Here is a 17,461-nt window from a genome sequence, read left to right as displayed (position 1 = left end):
GCATTCTTTGAGAAAAATTACCTCTAGCTGTCGCAGGTAGCCTAGGTAAAACCTACTGACCAAAGGTAGATTTAGAACGGGTTCCTGTTCATTACAATCAGCAGCGTTGTCCAAAGCTGGAGAAGTCATGAATCCCCAAGAATCGGTATCAACAGCATGGGGAAAAATGCAGGCTATGCTCGACGGCCTGATCATTATGCTGCCCAATATTGTCTTGGCTGTGATCGTCTTCGCCATCTTTTATTGGGCTGCCACAGGAATAAAGTCTCTAGTCAGACGTGTTACCCGAAGGCATCGGCAGGCCAGAAATTTAGGACTGGTACTCGGACGTTTGTCCCAAGGAATTATTGTTTTACTGGGTCTATTTGTAGCATTATCCATCATCATCCCCTCATTTAAAGCTGGGGATTTGATTCAACTGCTGGGTATCAGCGGTGTAGCTATTGGTTTTGCCTTCCGCGACATTCTCCAAAACTTCCTGGCAGGAGTCTTGATTCTGTTAACTGAACCGTTCCAAATCAATGACCAGATTGTGTTCAAAAATTTTGAGGGAACGGTAGAAGAAATTCAGACGCGGGCTACAACGATCAGGACATACGATGGGCGGCGCGTTGTCATCCCAAATTCTGAACTATTTACGAATTCACTAACTGTTAACACCGCTTTTGACAACCGCCGTCTAGAGTACGATGTGGGCATCGGCTATGGTGACAATATTGACCGCGCCAAGGAGTTGATTTTAGAAGCGATCGCCAGCGTGGATAAGGTTTTACAGGAGCCACCTCCTGAGGCGCTGGTGATGGAACTGGCTGAGAGTACTGTCAATATCCGTGCTCGCTGGTGGGTCTCACCGCCGCGACGATCAGATGCGCTCGACACACGGGATAAGGTGCTTTGTGCTATCAAGAACAAGCTGACTGCCAACGGCATTGACCTACCCTTCCCAACGCAACAAATCCTGTTCCACGACCAAACCGAGGAGACAGATGGCGATCGCTCTCGTCAGCGTGAAGGGTGGCCGGCAGGAAACAAACAAGTGCCAAAGCCTCGTAGCATCGGGGGTTCCCTCAGAAAGCTTGCCGAGATCCAGGGGCAAAGAGGCGGCAATGGAAGCAATGGAAGCAATGGAAGCAATGGAAGCAATGGAAGCAATGGAAGCAATGGAAGCAATGGAAGCAATGGAAGCAATGGAAGCAATGGCTTGACCGGGTGATCGGAAGATTTAAGAGCTTTTGTAAACTTGCACAAATCCGATCGCCACCTGAACAAGAGGCCAACCCACTAAACAGATCAGCGCTGCCCAGCGAGTTTTGATATCTAAACCTTGGCGGACAGCCACAATTACAGCTAGCAAACTCCAGAGGGCTAATAACAGCTCAATGGGTCGTCCCAGCCAAGGAATTAACGTTAAAAAGTTCAGGACTTGGGGAGCGTAGGCAAAACCAATGGGAATCAGCAAATCACCATAGGTTAAAGAATCTCGTTTAAGCCACTGTCCGATCTTCCAAATGGTTAACGTCCAAAAATAGTATCCTCCCACAACACTCAGTCCATCAATGAGCAGGGATAAGGCGAGAATGGGCAATGTCGCTCGATTAATCACTAAGATAATCCCACTACCCAAAGCATGGGATACCGCCGCTAAGATGACAATCGTTCGGGCTATGCGCTGATTTTTAGGGGTATTACGCGCATTCTCATAAAAATCTCCATCTAAAGCGAGTGCCTTCCGCAAGGTCGTCCATAAATTCCATTGTCTATGTGTACCACTCACAGCAAATTTCTACAGCTCAGGATAGATTACAGGGTTAATAAAATATTGTTTGATAAGACAAGCTATAATAAAAAGCTTACTTTTTTTTCTGAAAATCATTAAGATCGATTAATAAATGTCCAGCTTTGATGCTCTCTTCTCCGGGCTAACGCCCTAAAAAATTATCATTTGCGCGTCCTGGTGAGAGGCGAATACACCCTACATATTACATTTAATTGGGTCTATCTACTGAGCTGATCAAAGCTTTCTTAAGCACTGACACGGTATTAAATGCTAAAGCTAATCGGTTCGATACTTTTGTGGCTTCGAGGCGGAACCTTGAAGCTATTGGGTTTAACTGGAATCATTCTCCTTGTGTGGGGAACCCTCTCGCCAGTGGGAACGTTGGTTTGGTGGGCGAACGAAGCTGAGAGCTTCGCTTTCAAGAAGAATCGCTCCAAGCGCTTACCTTCTGATCAGAATGCAAGTGCGATCGCTAAATCTTCAAAAATTAATTGTTATATTGTTTTTTTGCCAGGAGTAGGAGATTTTTCGGCTAATCAGTTAACTCCTGGAGAAGAGTTCTTTTTAGACGATTTAGTTAAACGTCATCCCAATTGTGTGATTGTTTCGGATGTTTTTCCCTACTCAGCGGCTAATGAAAGTCTAGGTGGAAGACGCATTTTAGCTCCCCTGTGGGGTTTTGCAGAGCAGGCAGACGGCTGGCTCAAAAATGCAGATATCCTAATTAAAATTCGCAATCTTTGGCGATTCGCAATTTCCGTAGACGATCGCTATGGCCCAATTTATAACCAGGGAATTGCCAGCGCCATTCTCGACCGGATGAATGCGGCTTATTCCATACCCCGAAACTCTAGCCAACCCGTAAAAATTATTCTGATTGGTACCAGTGGAGGGGCGCAAGTTTCCTTAGGTGCAGCGCCGTATCTTAATCAGTGGCTAAATACTCAAATTTTTGTGCTTTCTGTGGGAGGTGTCTTTTCAGGCCAGGATGGCTTCAAGGCAACAGAACATGTTTATCATCTCCAAGGCGGTCAGGATTGGGTTGAAGATATCGGTAGAATTATATTTCCATCACGCTGGCCTTGGGCGGTTGCGTCTCCGTTTAATCAAGCCGTTCGTCAAGGGAATTTTACGGTTAAAACCATAGGTCCCCAAGCCCATGATGGCGCTACAGGCTATTTTGGAGAAAAACGGGTCAGACCGAACATTACGTATGTAGATTTAACACTTCAAGAAGTGAACAAATTACCTATTTGGTCAGAAAAGAAATAATCGATCTGAGCAATACTTTATCCCTCGGAAGATACTTGTAGCCGATTGGACTCCATGAAAATCTGATAAGGTGTTCGACAATTTGGTTGAATAGAGTGTTCGTTGCCTCAGAGCAAGCCGTCTCAAATCCTTCCCTTCCGTGGTTTTCGGCACTCTTTGCCGTGGGTCTAGCTATTATTCATCTCTATTCGGGCAAGCTACGGTTCCTGGATGACATTCCCCGCAGTCGCTGGCTTTCGATGGCGAGTGGTGTCTCGGTGGCTTATGTATTTGTCCACTTGCTGCCAGATTTGAATGCAAGACAGAAGGCGATCGCACAAACTGGCATTTTCGGCTTTCTCGAACACCACGTTTACCTCATAGCGCTTTTGGGACTTGTCGTCTTCTATGGACTAGAGCGAACCGTCAGGGCATCCCACAAACTTGAGCAGAAATCCCCAGAGGAAGAGACTATTGAATCTGGTGTTTTCTGGCTGCATATTGCCTCTTTCGCCTTTTACAATGGTCTGATTGGTTACCTGCTAAGCCATCCGGAAGCACCCGGTATTCGGAGCTTATTCCTATTTTTCATTGCCATGGGGTTGCATTTCATCGTCAATGATTATGGCTTGCGTCAAGACCATCAAGGGGATTATCAGAACAAGGGGCGATGGATACTAGCCGCCGCGATTATTGTGGGATGGGCGATCGGACAAGGAACAGAAATTCATGAGGCCGCGATCTCCGTTTTGTTTGCCTTCTTAGCAGGCGGAATCATGCTCAACGTTCTCAAAGAGGAGCTACCCGAAGAGCGCAAGAGCCGCTTTTGGGCGTTTGCCGCCGGGGCGATCGCTTATAGTACACTCCTCCTCACCCTCTGAGCGCCTCCCACCAGGATGCTGTATTCTGAGTAAGTTTAATAAATGTGGTTGCATAATTTGGCATCTATATTTAGACGTACATGTTGAAAAGCATTATAAAAACTAAACTAAATAGTTCTGTTTGATTAGGTAAGCTGTGCTATCTTAAGGCGTAGTGATTCACAGATTACCCAGCACTGGCGAGGCTAGTATCGTGTTGATTTCATCGTTGTCACGGCAACTGCAACATCAGAGCGAAATTGGTGATTCGGCTTCTTTCTCCCAGGCTAAAACTGATACAGGCTTGGAACAGGAAAATGATGCAATAGAAGGGAGTTGTGGGCAGCGTCAAGGCTGGAGGTTAGCAATAGGGTTGGCATTGAAGCTCAGTAGTGCGATAAGCCTAACAGGATGCTTCGCTGGTGCCCTTTGGGCAATCGCATGTTCCCATCCTCGTGTCTTGGCACAAAATATTGTTACCGATGGCACCCTAGGAGCTGAACAACCGTTAACTGGCCCAATTTACACGATTCCTCAAGGATTGGGGCAAACCGATGACAGTAACACGAATCTGTTTCACAGCTTTAGACGCTTCAACCTGAGCAACATTGAGCAAGCCATTTTTCAAAGCGCTCCCAATATCAGAAACATTTTTGCGCGAGTTACAGGTGGTTCTCCCTCAGAAATTAATGGTCTGATCTATACCCAAGAACCTAATATCAATCTTTATTTTCTCAATCCGTATGGGATTTTATTTGGCCCCAATGCGGAACTGGATGTCGGAGGTACGGGGAGAGGTTCCTTTATTGCGACAACCGTCGATGCTTTGGTGTGGGATGGTGGTCAGTTTAGTGCCACCCAGCCGCAAGGAAGGGATAGTTTACTAACCCTCAGAGGAGACCCTGGTGGTTTTCTCTCTTCAATTAGGACACCTGGCCCCATCACTAACTCTGGTGCAACACTGCGAGTATATAACAACGAGAGCTTGCTGTTAGTAGGCGGCAACGTCACCTTAAATGGCGGAAGCCTAGAGGCGTTCGGAGGTCGTGTCGAAATCGGCGCTGTATCTGGAAGTGGGACAATACCACTCAATAGTGAGAATAATATCTTGAGTTTAGGAGCAATCCCACTGGATGTGGCGCGAGGCGATGTCTTACTCACCAATGCAGCTAGAATTGATGCTTCGACAGGCTTAAGACCCGGAGACGGTATTGGTAGTATCAGTATCCAAGCTAAATCGCTATTTTTGGAAAGGGGCGCTCAATTGGATTCCAGTACCTTTGGTCAGGGAGATGCTGGAGATGTCGTGATCCAAGCAACGGACTCAGTCTCTTTGACAGGAACGAATACCGCGATTTTCAACAATGTAGAACCGAATGGAAGTGGCGACGGAGGCAATGTCTCGATTGAAACTGGCTCCCTTTCGTTAACAAATGGTGCTCAAATTCAAACCCTTGTGCGTGAAGCCCAGAATGATCAATCCGCAGGACAGGGCAATGCAGGGAACGTAAGCATTTTTGCTAGTGGTAGCGTTGAGATAGCTGGCGTTAGTAGTGACGGATTACCCAGTGCCATTTTCAGTAGCGTAGGCTCCGGAGTTAACAGCAATGCCGATAATACCAACATAGGCAATGCCGGAAACATAGAGATTATAGCTGGCTCGGTTTCCGTAAGCGATCGCGGTATGATCGAGAGCAAAGTGAATGCGAACAACACTGGCGATGCCGGCAATATCCAGATTAGCGCTGGCTCGGTTTTCCTCGACACTAACGCCAAGCTCAACACGGATAACGATGGCTCTGGGTTGGCAGGAAACATCCTGATTAATGCCAGTAGCCTGATATCGATTCGAGGAAATAGTGAAGTTTTTAGCCAAAGTAATAATAATGATTTAAATCGCGGCTTCGGTTCTATTCAAATTACCGCTCTAGATGGTTCAGTTTTAATTAATGATTCCATCCTCAATACCCAAAATGCTTCCTCTGGCTTTGCTGGAGATATTAGTGTTACCGCCAGTGAGAGAGTTTCTATTGAAAACAAAAGTCGGATTTTCAGTACAGGAATTGTAGGGCAAATCTTGATTGGTGAATCATTATACACCTCGATTTCGCCCCAGGTTGTTAGTATCGATAATTCCGAACTCAATACAGATAATAGTTCTGCTTTTAGCATTAACACCGATACAGATACAGTGGCTGGAAATATATTGATTCAGGCCACTGAGTTCATCTCATTCGCTAATGGAGCTAACCTAACAACCAGCACGTCTCAAAAAGGAGATGCTGGATATGTTGTATTGCAAGCTGAGCGAGTTGCTTTAGCCAACAGTAATATCCAAAGCATTGTGCGACCAGAAGCCGAAGGAGAGGGTGGCTATATCGGGATTGAAGCAAGGTCAATTGATTTAACCAATTCCACACTCAATGCCGCAACGTTTGGCGCAGGAGATGCAGGCTATGTCGATTTGCAAACCAACGGCGGCTCTGTTTCTCTCGACAACAGTACCATTTTCACTACTGTGGAACCCGGAGCTACTGGCGATGGCGGTTATATTGAGATTAAGACGGGTTCACTGTCATTAAGCAATAGTTCATCACTGCAAACTCTAGTTCGCGGCCCCTATGACGGTAGCGCCCCTCAGGGTGGGGTGGGGAATGCTGGATTTATAAATGTGCAAGCCGATCGCGATATTTCAATTACAGGTGGCGGTAGCTTTAGCACTGGTATTTTTAGCACTGTCGAACCCGGAGGAAAGGGCACAGCCGGTGATATTGAAATTAGCGCTCGATCGCTCTATTTGAGGGATGGGGCAGGAGTCGGTGTAGACAACTTAGAGATAGGAGAGGCGGGTGACATTTCCATCACCGCGACGCAGGACATATTTCTGCTCAATAAGGGAAAAATTACAGCGGAAACCTTATCGGGTCAAGGCGGAAATATTTACCTCAATGTGGGAGACTTCCTCGTGTTGCTCCGTGATAGTAATATATCCACGACCGCAGGCTTAGCTCCTGGCGGGGGGGATGGTGGCAATATGGATATCAACGCCCGATACATTTTTGGCGTTCCTGTTAACGATAACAATATCACCGCCCAAGCTTACGAAGGCAAGGGAGGGAGCATCCGCGTTACAACCAATGGACTCTACTCGATCGATTACCGCTCAGAGGATTTCGCGGAAACTAATGACATCACGGTCAGTTCTAACTTCGGCATCGATGGGGAAGTGGAAATCAACAATTTAAACCTTGATTTTACTCAAGGCTTGACCAGTCTGCCTGAGCTTCCTGTCGATGTCTCTGGGCAGATTACTCCGCGCTGCGCTGCCCTAGGTAGAGATTCGGAAACAGTAGTCAATAAATTTACCATCACTGGACGCGGAGGTTTGCCCCCTAATCCCAATGAAACGCTTCAAAATGAATCTATGCAAACAAATTGGGTAACCTCTGACCCGCCAGTGGAAAATAGCAATAAGGATGACTCTTCAGGCAATCCCCATCCCTCAGTTCCCGCTGAAAGCAACATGCCCAAAACTCCGGCACTCGTAGAAGCACAAGGGTGGATCTACGGGCAAAAGGGCGAAGTGATTCTCACTGCCCAAGCTCCTACTGTTACACCCCACAATCCCTTATTGACACCTGCGGCTTCGTGTAATGCTAAGTAAAGTGCGCCTGTTTAGATATCCGTCTCTGTTCCCGTTGAGCCTATTGGTGTTGCTCGGCAGTTGGAAGGTTGAGGCGGTGAGTGCCCAGACGTCTAACCCCAAGGATGTGAGCGTTTCAATATTGAACTTGGGAACGGAGAACATCAATCGATCGCAAGTTCCCCAATCCATCAGTGGAAACGAACAGGAAAATCTGGATGGAGTGAATCTTACAGCAGAACGTCCATACCCTTCCTCTATCTCTCAAGCTCCCGAACTCTTCAGTGAGATTAACCCTCCAGCGAAAATCCTAACTTCCACATTAGGTGATATTGCACAAACCCCCGCTCCAGGCCGACAACTTCCCAACTTTCCCCAACCCCTGCCACTACCGCTTCCGTCACCCGATAGTCCATCTGTTCCCAGGAATGAAGTTCAACCGCCGTCCCAGTCTCCCATACAACAAACTCCCCCAACCCTACTCCCCCCGCCAGAACAGTTACTCGAACCCTCACCGTCCAGCCCTCGATCGCCCGAACCGAGTCCAGGGAAAGTCCCTGATTTGATTAGGGTGGATCGGTTTGAGTTTGAAGGCAATACAGCGATTAGTGATGCCGAATTAACAAAAGTCACCGAACCCTTCACCGGGCGAGACATCTCATTTGCTGAACTGTTCCAGGCGCGTTCCGCTGTCACCCAGTTGTACATTGAGCGGGGTTACATTACTTCAGGTGCTCTGATTCCGCCGCAAACTCTTCAGGGGGGCGTGGTTAGGATTCAGGTGGTGGAAGGGGGTTTAGAATCGATCAATGTGAGTGGGACTCGACGGCTTGATCCAGGCTATGTGCGATCGCGAATTGCCCTTGCCACATTCAAGCCCCTGAATCGGGAACGCCTGCTGCAAGCACTGCAACTTTTGCAACTCAATCCCCTGATTCAAAACCTTTCTGCCGAACTCGCGGCGGGGACGCAAGCTGGATCGAGCGTACTGGAAGTGAATGTGACGGAGGCAAAAACTTTCAATGCCCAAATCTTATTGGATAATAACCGAGCCCCCAGTGTGGGCAGCTTCAACCGTCGGGTGCAAATCAACCAAGCCAACTTATCCGGAGCTGGGGATAATCTGAGTTTGGGCTATAGCAATACCGATGGCAGTAATGGCCTGGATCTCAGTTATACCTTGCCGATTAATGCCCGCAACGGCACCCTCAGATTCAGTTACGGCACCACTTCCAGCAATGTGATTGAATCTCCCTTTGATCGACTTGACATTAATGCCAGTTCGCGCTATTACGAATTATCATTACGCCAACCTCTGATGCAAACCCCCTCAGAGGAATTTGCAGTTGGTGTAACGGCTTCGCGCCAGGAAAGTGAAACCTCCGTTTTAGAGATTCCCTTCCCCCTGTCCTTAGGAGCCGATGACGAGGGACGTACCCGCATTTCAGCCCTGCGGTTTTTCCAGGAATGGACGAAGCGCAACAGTCGTGAAGTGATTGCCGCCCGCTCTCAGTTTAGTGTGGGACTCAACAACTTTAGCTCCACGATTAACGAAACTCCCCCCGATAGTCGCTTTTTTTCCTGGCGAGGGCAGGCTCAGTGGGTACGCCTGCTAGCACCAGAAACCTTATTACTAATCCGGGGCGACATGCAAATCGCGGATAGAGCGCTAGTCCCCTTAGAGCAAATTGGTTTAGGGGGTCAACAGACTATCCGAGGTTACCGCCAGGATGTCCTGTTGACGGATAATGGTGTGTTGGCTTCGGCTGAGGTGCGGGTACCCGTTCTGCGGATACCGAAGTGGGAGGTGTTAGTCCAACTGGCTCCGTTTGTTGATGTTGGCAAAGCTTGGAACCGAGAAGGGAGAGAAGATCCAGACCCTAGCTTTCTCGCTTCTTTGGGTTTAGGTTTACAGTTACAAATTAGCGATCGCCTTACAGCTCGTTTTGATTACGGCATTCCACTCGTGTCAGTTTCTTCAAATAAGAGAACATGGCAAGAAAACGGTTTTTATTTTTCCATCGTCGCGACTCCTTTCGTCTTTTAAGGCGTTGTCGATTGCAGGTTGGCAGGTTGAAGGAAATTGTCCCAAGGTTCAACATCCAACTCTTCTGCTTGCTTTTTGTCGGTGCATTTTTCCTGACTCAAGGGTTTGCTGGGTTTTGGGGAGCCGAAACACAATCGGTCTTCGCCCAGACGCCTGCGGGAGTAACGATTGTTCAGAATTCACCCAATCCCACAACATTGGTAGAACAGGGTAAAGCCCTCTATGAAGCTGGCAAATTTTCCCAAGCCGTCACTGTTTTGCAACAGGCAAGAGAGGCTTTCAAAACTCAGGGAGACAAGCTCAAAGAATCAATGACTTTGAGTAATCTAGCCTTAGCTTATCAGCAACTTGGCTCTTGGTCTGAGGCACAGCAAGCTCTGACAGAAAGTCTCAACCTACTGCAATCGGGGGAAACTGTTAGTAAGACACCTCAAAGTCGAGCCACCGAACGATTGCAGGTTCTCGCCCAAACGTTGGATATTCAAGGTCGTTTTCAATTTTCTGTGGGACAAGTTGAACAAGCGTTCAAAACTTGGCAACAGGCAGCCGCTACCTATGCTCAAATGGGCAATCCAGACGGGAGACTGCAAAGCCAGATTAACCAAGCCCAAGCGTTGCAAAGTATGGGGTTTTATACCAGAGCTTGTAAAACCTTACTGAACACCTTAGGGATTGAGGCTCAAGATTGTCAGATATCTAATGAGCAACTGCAAACGCTCAAAGCGCAACCCGACTCTCTTCCCAAGGCGGTTGCTTTGCGGACGCTCGGTGATGTGTTGCAACTGGTGGGCGATCTTCAGCAGTCCGAAAATGTGTTGAAGCTGAGTTTGCAAGTGGCTGAACGCTTGCAATCTCCCGCCAATATTAGTTCAGCTCGCTTCAGTTTAGCCAATACGGCTCGTGCCCAACGCACGACAAGTGACAATGGGCAATCCCGACAAACGAGTGAAAATCCGTTGACACTCTATCAACAGGCGGCGGAGGAAGCTACCTCACCCACGCTGCGGATACAAGCCCAATTAAATCAGTTGAGCTTATTGATCGAAGAACAAAGATTGCCAGAAGCGCGATCGCTCTCGGCTCAAATTCAGTCCCAACTCGATAACTTACCCCCCAGTCGCACCGCTGTTTACGCTCGGATTAACTTGGCTCAGAGTGTGATCAAGCTATCAACCTCTGAAGTGGACACAGGCGCTAAGTTATTGGCAAAAGCAATCGAGCAGGCTAAAAGCTTAGGTGACCAACGCGCTACCGCTTACGCCTTGGGTAATCTGGGTGATTTATACGAAAAGACGGGGCAATTGAATGAAGCCAAAAACCTCACAGAGGAAGCGTTGGTGCTGGCTCAAACGATTAGCGCACCCGATATCGCCTATCGCTGGCAATGGCAATTGGGACGATTGCTCAAAGCTCAGGGAAATCGGAAACAAGCGATCGCGGCTTATGATTCTGCGGTCAAAACTCTCAAAGATCTTCGCAGTGACTTGGTAAGTATTAATCCGAATGTCCAGTTCTCATTTCGTGAGAGTGTCGAACCCGTCTATCGCGAGTTCGTTGAGTTATTGTTGCAATCCGACGCCAATCCAGACAACCTCGCGCAAGCGCGTGACGTGATTGAGTCCCTGCAACTGGCAGAACTTGCGAACTTCTTCCGAGAAGACTGTTTAACGGCTAATCCGATTAAAATTGACCAAATTGACCAGAAAGCGGCTGTAATCTATCCCATTGTTTTAAAAGATCGGTTGGAGGTCGTTTTATCACTGCCCAATGCTCCTTTGCGTCATTATGCCACGCCCTTGCCTAGGGAACAGGTGGAAAACACCTTTAATGAGCTACGCCAAGCGATCGCGTCCTCTAGTTTGAACCCCATCTCCAGGGGAGAGGTGGAAGGAACACAACCGGAGGCAAATTCGCCAGCAGAAACACCGAGTCCGGGTACAGAACCGAATCGAGGTGGGTTAGGAGCCGTGGCGAGAGAAGAATGTCGAGGCACCTTAGGCGCTGTACCCCTGTCCTGCCAGAGTTCTCCCACTTCGCAGGATTACTTACCACTGGCTCAACAAGTGTATCAGTGGTTAATCCGACCCGTAGAGGCAGACTTGGCTAAGAGTGAACTCAAAACCCTCGTCTTTGTGTTAGATGGCCCCTTACTGAATCTGCCCATGGCGGTGCTGCACGACGGTAAGGAGTTTCTCATTGAGAAATATGCGATCGCCTACACCCCCGGACTCAATCTCTTGGATTCCAAACCTCTAGCACGGGGTAAGATTAGTGCTCTTAAGGCTGGACTCAGTGAACCGCGAGAAATCACCCTGAGCAGTTCAACGACACCGCTCCTGTTTTCTGCCCTTCCCTTTGTGAAGCAAGAATTGGAAACCATTCAGTCGAATGTTGCCGGTCAGCTACTGCTCAATCAGGACTTCACCACCGCCACCATTCAAAAGGAAATCAACTCGATTCCCTTCCCAGTGGTACACCTCGCCACCCACGGACAGTTCAGCTCGAATGAAAAAGACACCTTTATTCTGACTTGGGATGACCGCCTGAACGTCAATCAGCTCAACACCCTGCTGCGATCCAGAGAAGAAATTGGCAGAAATCCCATTGAACTCTTAGTTCTCAGCGCCTGCCAAACAGCAGCCGGAGATAGACGCGCCGCACTCGGATTAGCGGGAGTCGCTGTTAGAGCCGGAGCACGCAGTACACTCGCAACGCTGTGGCTCGTGAGTGATGAGGGAACCGCAGAACTGATGACTCGCTTTTATCAGGAATTAACCAATCCCACAATTAGCAAAGCCGAAGCTCTGCGCCGTGCTCAAGTCGCCCTGTTGAAGAACAGCCGCTACCAGCAAAAGCCAGAAATTTGGGCACCTTATGTTCTCGTGGGGAATTGGCTATAGCTGAGCGCGGGCAACATTTTTAGGACCGGCAAGATGCCTCTCTCACCAGGAGTCTAATCACTGCTGATTCTCCTGTTCCGGGTTGTCCACCGCATTCGGCAGCTGATTCGGAGCTTCTACGGCAGCAGGTGTCTCGGTGGGAGAAGGACTAACTTCAAGGATCGGCTCCGAGGCTGGTTGCTCCAGGTTTCCTTCTAGACTGAAGGGTTCTCCTGCTCCTTGAAGCACTTGAATCTCTCGTTCCAATTGCTCCCGTCCCCGATCAAAAAAGTCTTGAGAAGGGTTGCGGATTTGAGCCGTTACCGGAACCGTTAAGCCGATAGTGCCAATTAGTGTGGAGACTAAAATGAGTTTAATGTTCATAAAAGCCTAACGGAAGCGTGAAAGCTCCCTTATAACCTTTCACTGGACTCACTTCCAGTAAGCCAAAATTCGTACAGGATGGCTTCAACCATCAGAGTGATTCAGTAGCGAAAGAAGCTACAAGACTAGGCATTACGTCAACCATTACCGATTAAAGTACCAATCATCAGTGACTAATCTAAATTAATAGTTACAAGATGTTATGGGTGCTAGAACATTCCGCTTCTATCCAAAGGAATAAATTAGAATAGTATAGTAGATTACTTTTCTAACGGGATTGGTTGGAAAGTACGGCAAAATGATTCAAAGCATAGAGACAGTTAAATTTACAGCTACTGACCTGGATCGATTCGCACAGGAACTGAATCGAGATGGTATTTGTGTGATTCGCGGACTTTTTGATCCGAGACTGATTGAGGAGTGGGCACAAGCTTTTGATCGGTTATTTCGAGACCGCCAGAACCGACCGGGTGGTCTGGCTCCCCGCGATCAAGCCCGCTACTATTTGACGTTTCCTTGGGTTCCCCCGTTCGCGGATGTGAATGTTTTTGCCAATCCGGTGATTCTGGGCGTTCTTGATCGCGTGTTTTATCAAGAGTACAAGCTGGTTCAGTTAGCCACTGATATTCCGGTGCAGGGTTCGGATTATCAAGAAACCCACCGCGATTTTCGTCCACTCTTCTCGGATCAGATTGTAACGCCACTCTACGCCCTAGCGGTCAACTTCCCGCTGGTCGAAGTAACGGAAGAGAATGGCCCGTTCCAGATGGCTCGTGGAACGCATGTCTTGCCGCGTGAAGAGGGGCTGGCAAAGGTCGCCAGTGGTGAGATTCCCATCGAGTCTTTCCATATGAAGCCGGGAGATGTGATGATTCGATCACCACTGGCACTGCATCGAGGTTCGCCGAACAGGACAAGCCAACCCAGACCCATGGTTGTCATGGGCTACGTTATGCACTGGCTGCACACGGCGAAAGTGGATTTAACAGTCCCGCGAGATTATTATGAGAGCCTACCGGAGCAGACGCAGCAATTACTGCGGTGTCAGGTGGTGGATCAGTTGCCAGAGTATAAAGCCGAAACCTATATAAATTTCAAGTACTAGCACCGATAGCGATTTTCAATTGGGTGCAATACAGGTCTTTTGTGGGGGCACGATAACATCGTGCCCTTAATTGTGATGTCTGCAACTGTTCACCGCTATATTTCACAACACAGACATACAGTGAACCAAAGATAGAGGATGAGTGCGACAAGATTTGGCAATGTTTATTATCCATCCTCATATTTAGGGCAGTACCGCCTAAGCCTGTTGGCGATTTTTGCACGGTACTCGCAAGGAGCTACGATGTCTCAAAATGAGCCGACGCCGGAAGCGGCGATTAAAACGAGAACCTATACGAATCCGGTCTATAAGGGCTATTTCGCCGATCCCTTCGTTTGGGAACACCAGGGTGTATATTATGCGATCGGCACGGGTGCAGCGGAAGCAAAAGGACAGATGGACGAAATTGCGGAGGCAACACACACCCAATCCACCGAGGAAGTGCGTGTCTTTCCCCTCCTCTACTCTCAGGACTTTGTAAACTGGCAAAGTGCTGATAACGCACTGCCGCGACCCGACCCTGCTCTGGGCAATAACTACTGGGCACCCGAAATCGCTTACTGCGAAGGCACATTCTACCTCTACTACTCGGTGGGGCATGAGGACAAGAATCATCAGTTGCGCGTCGCTACCAGCCATGAGCCACTAGGCCCTTATCAGGACGTTGGAGGAGAGCCACTCGTTGACCGAAAGTCCTGTCCCTTTGCCATTGATCCACATGCCTTTCAGGATGATGACGGGCAGTGGTATCTCTTCTGGGCGCGAGATTTTCTGGATACAGAGGGGGGGGTGCGTGCTGGCACGGCACTGATGGTAGAGCGCCTGGAAGGCATGACGAAGCTAGCGGGGGAAGGGAGAGTGGTTCTGCGTGCCCGTCATGATTGGCAACGGTTTCTAGCCAACCGCCCGATGTATAGTGGAATTTATGATTGGCACACATTGGAAGGCCCGTGTGTTCGCAAACATGCAGGTCGTTACTACTGCTTTTACAGTGGTGGGCGCTGGGAGACTGAAAACTACGGCGTGGATTATGGAGTTGCCGACAATGTACTTGGCCCTTATTCCGATGCGGGTAACGAAGCTGGCCCACGGGTGCTGCGCTCGCTTCCCGGTCGTGTTCTCGGCCCTGGCCATAACTCAATCGTTCTCGGCCCAGACGGTCAGACAGAGTACATTGTTTACCATGCCTGGGATATCAACATGGAAGCACGGCGGATGTGCGTAGATCAACTGATCTGGACGCCTTCTGGGCCGCGTTGCGATGGCCCGACCTGGACGCCACAGACTCTCGTCAGTAACCTCATAACAAGTGTCGAGCCGATTGAGGATCTGCCGTAGCACCAATTCGGGTCATCGTTATCAAAAAGCGATCGCCCCAGAGGCACCAGCGAAACGGATCGCTATCAATCTCTGGAGCGATTCTGAGTAGTAAGCTCTGTATGAAGGATTCCTTCCCCCTCCAAGGTTGGCATGGGAGGATTCACTTCAACGGTTAGGACATTGGCGGCATTGATGAAAACCGTCTGCTCTGCTGTCTGAATGACCCACCAGTTTTCTTTGAGAAAACGCCGTATCACCTGACGGTTGTCAGTACGAGTGCTGTCAGGCTCAACCGGAGAGGAAATATCGAAAGTCCGGCTTTGTCCATTAACAAAGTGAAATGTCATGGACAATGCTTCCGGCATCATAGGTTTTTGAGTGTGCATCATTTGACTCTCTCTTGCCGTGAGGATGTTATTCCCGACGCTCCTGATAATCTTCGGAAGACTTGGGGTCTAATTCCCATCGGCTATCATCACGCTCTTCCAAAATATCGTTAGTCCGGAGAAATACTTGGTCGTCATACTCGAGGCCGACAGCCGCTCCCAGTTCTTCGACAATACTCTGATCGGGAGTCGCAACTGTTCCCCCCACGGCCTCGTCACCAACCAAATGAGCCTGATCCCAACGAGCATCCACATCACCCCCCGTTAGTTCGGGGCCGGTTGCTGTATATTCGTCCATCCGGTTGTGCATCGTTCGTCCGCCGATTTCCAAACCCGGTTCTAAGGAAACACCTGTTCCATAAGATTCAGTGATTTCCTGAGGTAAATCAGAAATCATTGGCTCATCATTCTCTTCAACGGGTGTATCCGAAACCTTAATTGTTCTATCGGTTGTCTTGGCTTCGTTTGCTGTTTTGTTATTAATCTCACCCATAATCTTCCTATGAATCTTTTGAAGGCTTATAGATGCAACATATCTAAAAATAAGAGCGCCCAGAATCCTCAAATAGGAAGAGAAATAGCCTAATGGATTGTTTCCCTAGACGGGTTATTCATCACAGAAAGTCGGTGTGGAAGCCTCCTGTTTCCAGTGGTGGGAGGAAACGCCGCCCGTTGACTTGGGTAATAGGGAATAGTTAATCGGGAATTCTTACCCATTACCGTGAAATCCCCCGACTAAAGTGCGAGGCATGACCTTAACATTTCTTGAAGCTGTCTTAGAGATACCCAACTGCTCTATGGAGTCAAGCATCTGAACGGCTAAATCTCACATCCAGTAAACTGGGAAACAGACACAGCGTGATTCCATACATTTTTGTTTCACTAAATGCAAGAAACCAGCCCCTTCACTCCACAGCTAACCGCTGATGGCTCATTCACCTTCTTTTCTTCTGAATTTAGTGAATACTTTCACAGTACTCAAGGCGCAAAGGAAGAAGCGCTGATCAAATTTGTGGAGCCTTGCCAGATTGCACACAAAGCCCAACAACCTGTCGTGCGATTGCTGGATGTCTGTTATGGTCTAGGTTACAACAGCGCTGCTGCTTTAGAAGTCATTTGGGCAAATAATCCCAATTGCTACGTGGAACTGGTGGCTCTGGAATTAAACTTAATGGTGCCAAAAACCGCGATCGCTCATGATTTACTCAATATTTGGAATCCGCCTATCCCTCAAGAATTGGAAAATCTAGCAACCTCTCTGGAGGTTCAAACAAATCGACTCCATGCTCAACTGCTCCTCGGCGATGCTAGAGTAACCCTTCCACAGTTGCAGCAATCCCATTTTCAAGCGGATGCGATTTTTCTTGATCCCTTTTCTTCTCGCCGTTGTCCTCAGTTATGGACGGTTGAATTCTTCCAACATTTAGCTGGCTGCTGTACACCCACAGGCAGACTAGCCACATACTCCTGCGCCGCTTCTGTGCGGAGTGCGCTGATTGCGGCTGGGTTTAAAATTGGTTTCACCTTACCTTTGAAAGGTCGGCAACCGGGAACTGTAGCCAGTTGGAGTGATGCTGATTTGCCACCTTTGCCGTTGCGATCGCAAGAGCATTTGCAGACTCGTGCCGCTGTACCTTACCGCGACCCTCAGCTATGCGATCCAGCCTCTGTCATTTTGCAGCGTCGCCAAATCGAACAACAAGCGTCTTCTTTAGAACCAACATCTCGTTGGCAGAAGCGTTGGTCGAGGGATAGAACCTGAAGAGATTGAACCTGTTAACCAGCCAATTCTGAGTTCGTCTCGTCGAG

13 protein-coding genes are annotated in these 17,461 nt (G+C 48.6%); 9 read left to right on the top strand and 4 right to left on the bottom strand.

The window, feature by feature from the left end; translation table 11 throughout:
• Positions 1-127 precede the first annotated feature (127 nt).
• On the top strand, positions 128-1,213 hold the full coding sequence (locus NDI48_11920; GenBank protein MEP0831912.1) for a mechanosensitive ion channel family protein: 1,086 nt from the start codon (positions 128-130) through the stop codon (positions 1,211-1,213).
• Positions 1,214-1,222: 9 nt separating this feature from the next.
• Here the strand turns inward: NDI48_11920 and NDI48_11915 are convergent, their stop codons facing one another.
• Positions 1,223-1,774: a YIP1 family protein gene (locus tag NDI48_11915; GenBank protein MEP0831911.1), complete on the bottom strand. Its 552-nt coding sequence runs from the start codon at positions 1,772-1,774 to the stop codon at positions 1,223-1,225.
• 270 nt (positions 1,775-2,044) lie between these two features.
• Here NDI48_11915 and NDI48_11910 point away from each other — a divergent pair, with 270 nt between their 5' ends.
• From NDI48_11910 to NDI48_11890, 5 genes are all read left to right on the top strand, one after another.
• Positions 2,045-3,049 (top strand): hypothetical protein, encoded by a 1,005-nt coding sequence (locus NDI48_11910; protein MEP0831910.1) that lies wholly within the window; start codon positions 2,045-2,047, stop codon positions 3,047-3,049.
• Positions 3,050-3,144: 95 nt separating this feature from the next.
• Positions 3,145-3,909, top strand: coding sequence for a hypothetical protein (locus NDI48_11905; GenBank protein ID MEP0831909.1), 765 nt, complete (start codon positions 3,145-3,147; stop codon positions 3,907-3,909).
• A gap of 193 nt (positions 3,910-4,102) precedes the next feature.
• Complete coding sequence (locus tag NDI48_11900; protein ID MEP0831908.1) at positions 4,103-7,552, top strand: S-layer family protein; 3,450 nt, start codon at positions 4,103-4,105, stop codon at positions 7,550-7,552.
• Positions 7,542-9,578, top strand: coding sequence for a ShlB/FhaC/HecB family hemolysin secretion/activation protein (locus NDI48_11895; GenBank protein MEP0831907.1), 2,037 nt, complete (start codon positions 7,542-7,544; stop codon positions 9,576-9,578). The genes NDI48_11900 and NDI48_11895 overlap by 11 nt, the downstream gene beginning before the upstream one ends.
• A 35-nt stretch (positions 9,579-9,613) precedes the next feature.
• Positions 9,614-12,478, top strand: coding sequence for a CHAT domain-containing protein (locus NDI48_11890; GenBank protein MEP0831906.1), 2,865 nt, complete (start codon positions 9,614-9,616; stop codon positions 12,476-12,478).
• Positions 12,479-12,535: 57 nt separating this feature from the next.
• On the opposite strand, the gene NDI48_11885 is transcribed toward NDI48_11890, so the two are convergent.
• The gene (locus NDI48_11885; GenBank protein MEP0831905.1) at positions 12,536-12,841 is read right to left on the bottom strand and encodes a hypothetical protein; all 306 of its coding nucleotides are present in this window, start codon (positions 12,839-12,841) and stop codon (positions 12,536-12,538) included.
• Positions 12,842-13,139: 298 nt separating this feature from the next.
• Between NDI48_11885 and NDI48_11880 the strand changes: the two genes are divergently transcribed.
• Positions 13,140-13,946 (top strand): phytanoyl-CoA dioxygenase family protein, encoded by an 807-nt coding sequence (locus tag NDI48_11880; protein MEP0831904.1) that lies wholly within the window; start codon positions 13,140-13,142, stop codon positions 13,944-13,946.
• 243 nt (positions 13,947-14,189) lie between these two features.
• Positions 14,190-15,284: a glycoside hydrolase family 43 protein gene (locus NDI48_11875; GenBank protein ID MEP0831903.1), complete on the top strand. Its 1,095-nt coding sequence runs from the start codon at positions 14,190-14,192 to the stop codon at positions 15,282-15,284.
• A 65-nt stretch (positions 15,285-15,349) separates the two neighbouring features.
• Here the strand turns inward: NDI48_11875 and NDI48_11870 are convergent, their stop codons facing one another.
• A complete protein-coding gene (locus NDI48_11870; GenBank protein MEP0831902.1) occupies positions 15,350-15,655 on the bottom strand; it encodes a hypothetical protein in 306 nt (101 codons plus the stop codon).
• 25 nt (positions 15,656-15,680) lie between these two features.
• Positions 15,681-16,145: a DUF6335 family protein gene (locus tag NDI48_11865; GenBank protein MEP0831901.1), complete on the bottom strand. Its 465-nt coding sequence runs from the start codon at positions 16,143-16,145 to the stop codon at positions 15,681-15,683.
• Positions 16,146-16,538: 393 nt separating this feature from the next.
• Here NDI48_11865 and NDI48_11860 point away from each other — a divergent pair, with 393 nt between their 5' ends.
• Complete coding sequence (locus NDI48_11860; GenBank protein ID MEP0831900.1) at positions 16,539-17,414, top strand: MnmC family methyltransferase; 876 nt, start codon at positions 16,539-16,541, stop codon at positions 17,412-17,414.
• Positions 17,415-17,461: the final 47 nt, after the last annotated feature.

Source organism: Microcoleus sp. AS-A8, assembly GCA_039962225.1.
GTDB lineage: Bacteria > Cyanobacteriota > Cyanobacteriia > Cyanobacteriales > Coleofasciculaceae > Allocoleopsis.
Note: the sequence above shows the minus strand (reverse complement) of the source record. Positions and strands in the feature narration are given on the sequence as shown.